The following is a 2,315-nucleotide window of genomic DNA, read 5'->3' as shown; positions in this document are numbered from 1 at the left end:
GCCCCCAGGCCTGCCAGCCGGGCGGACCGGAAACGCCGATCGTCTTCGTGGCCGCCGAGGGCGGGGCGTCGCGCGCGGGCTACTGGGCCGCCGACGTTTTGGGCAAGCTGCAGTTCGAGACCAAGGACCAGGGCAAGCCGTTCAGCGATCGGGTGTTCGCCATCAGCAGCGTCTCGGGCGGTTCGGTGGGCGTGATGGCCTATGTCTCGACCCTGGCCGACAAGCCCGGCCTGTCCGGCGCGCCGTTCGCCGACGGCGTGGCCCACGTGGCGGGGATCGACTATCTCAGCCCGGCCGTGGGAGGGCTGCTGTTCCCCGACCTGGCCCAGCGCTTCCTGCCTGTGGCCGTCCCGGTCCTGCCCGACCGCGCCGAGACCCTGGAGACGGGCTTCGAATCCGGCTGGCGGCAGCATTGCCGGCCCCCCAACGACAACGATGCCGGCCACGGGCGGTGCGGCGACGACAACCTCTGGACCAAGCCCTTTCTGTCTCTGTGGCGCCCGCCCGCCGGCCCGTCCGCTCCGTCTTGGCTGCCCATCGTGATGATCAACGGCGCGCGGCAGGAGGACGGCCGGCGCATCATCACCGCCAGCGTCGTCGTCACGCCCGAAGACTTTCCCAATTCGATCGACTTCCACGCCCTGACCGGCCGCGACGTGCGGATCTCCACGGCGATCCTCAACGGAGCGCGCTTCCCGCTGGTCAGCCCGGGCGGCACCCTGATCCGGGCCGACGGAACGCCCGCGGGCCACGTGCTCGACGGCGGCTATTTCGACGGCGGCGGGGTGGCCACGATGGCCGACGTCGCCGCCGCCACCCTGCGGATCGCCAACGCCAAGGGGATCAGGCTCAAGCCGGTGTTCATCGAGCTGAACAACGACACCAACAGCGACGATACGGCGGCCGACCTGATCCGGGCGGGCGCCAGGGACTGCAAGGCCCCGGCCGGAAAGACGCCGCCTGGATGCGAAGCCGACGCGCTGTTCAAGTCGCCCACCCACAATTTCGCGGCCGACCTGTTGGGGCCGCTGGACGGCCTCGCCGCCTCGCGGGGCTCGCACGGCCCGGCGCGGCCGCGCCGACCACCGGGTCCGGCGAGTGGGGCGTCTCGCCGACCTATCGGCTGGTCCACCTGTGCAAGCCCAGCAGCGGCCAGGTGCCGATGGATTGGGCGCTGTCCAAGAGCGCCATGCAGCACGCCGACGAGGCCTTGGGCATCCTGACAACGCCCGGATCGGGCAGGCCGCTGATTGCGCCGGACCTGAAGATGAAGAGCACCTGCCTGGCCGAGGGCAAGCTGCGCGATATCCTGGCCGACGTCGGTCTCCAAGCCCCCGGCGGACAGACCCGTCCCGCCCCCGGTCAGATGAAGGGCGCGCGCCTGTGGCTGTGGCTGGCGGCGACGGGCCTGGCCGGCGTGGTCGGCGCCTTGATCACCGCCTGGGCCGACAGGAGGCTGCGCAGGCTAAAGCTTCCGACCACGGTCAGCCTGCAACGGCGGCGAACGGCCCAGGCCTTCGGGCGGGCGGTCGCGCGCTGGCGGGCCGCGTCGGACACCGCCCCAAAGGTGTTCTCGTATGTCTGGACCGCGCTCGGCTTCGACCTGTTGCTGATCGCCGGCTATGCGAGCTCGGCCGTCATCCTGGCCCTGCTGCTGATCCTCAACCAGCCGCTCGACGGCCACGGCGGACCCGTCCACGGCTATCTGACGCCGGTGTTCCAGTCCGGGGCCGCCCTGGTGCTGCTGGCGGCGATCGCCGACCTGGCCGAGGACGGGCTGGAGGCCTGGATGATCGTCAAGGGCGCGCGGGACGGCCTGGCGCGCGCGGCCCACGCCGCCACCCAGGCCAAATGGCTTCTGCTGGCCTTGGGCGCCCTGACGCTAGCGGTCGGCGCGGTGCTGGGCTGCGAACGTGGCGGCTGACCGTCAGGCGGCTCGCGGGTCAGCGCGCGAGGGAGCGCCCAGGCCGACGCCGACCAGATAGGGCTCCAGCCGCGTTGCGTTCGTCCCGTCCGTGAAGGCCGCGACGTAGCCGTCGGGGCGGATCAGAACCGCTTCGCCGTCGGCCAGGCCGTAGGTCCGGCCCAGCACGTCCTCGGGATCGCGCAGCGCGCCGTTCTGGCCGACCGCGTGGATGCGCAGGCCCGGGCGGGGCGTCGGCGCTCCCGCCGGATCGCCGGCGCGGGCCAGCAGGGTCCAGTGCGGACCGGCCAGCAGGTCGAACAGGCGGACCGGCTGTCCGGCCCCGTCGCGCAGCCTGCCGTCGGGCGCGCGGTCGCCGGGTTGCAGGGCGTCTTCCGGGCGGTCGGCGTGC

3 protein-coding genes are annotated in these 2,315 nt (G+C 72.8%); 2 read left to right on the top strand and 1 reads right to left on the bottom strand.

Annotation, left to right across the window (positions count from 1 at the left end; translation table 11 throughout):
- Both AC1DZ6_RS25385 and AC1DZ6_RS25380 read left to right on the top strand, forming a co-directional pair.
- The coding region (locus AC1DZ6_RS25385) for a hypothetical protein (RefSeq protein ID WP_477099854.1) at positions 1 to 1,223 on the top strand (1,223 nt) is incomplete at its 5' end.
- Positions 1,190 to 1,924, top strand: coding sequence for a hypothetical protein (locus AC1DZ6_RS25380; protein ID WP_477099853.1), 735 nt, complete (start codon positions 1,190 to 1,192; stop codon positions 1,922 to 1,924). The genes AC1DZ6_RS25385 and AC1DZ6_RS25380, both read left to right, overlap by 34 nt.
- Positions 1,925 to 1,927: 3 nt before the next feature.
- Here the strand turns inward: AC1DZ6_RS25380 and AC1DZ6_RS25375 are convergent.
- The coding region (locus AC1DZ6_RS25375; RefSeq protein WP_477099852.1) for an aromatic-ring hydroxylase C-terminal domain-containing protein at positions 1,928 to 2,315 on the bottom strand (388 nt) is incomplete at its 5' end.

Source organism: Caulobacter sp. P1_B12_2, from assembly GCF_056406675.1.
The sequence above is the reverse complement of the archived record's forward strand: the minus strand, read 5'-3'. Positions and strand labels throughout refer to the sequence as shown.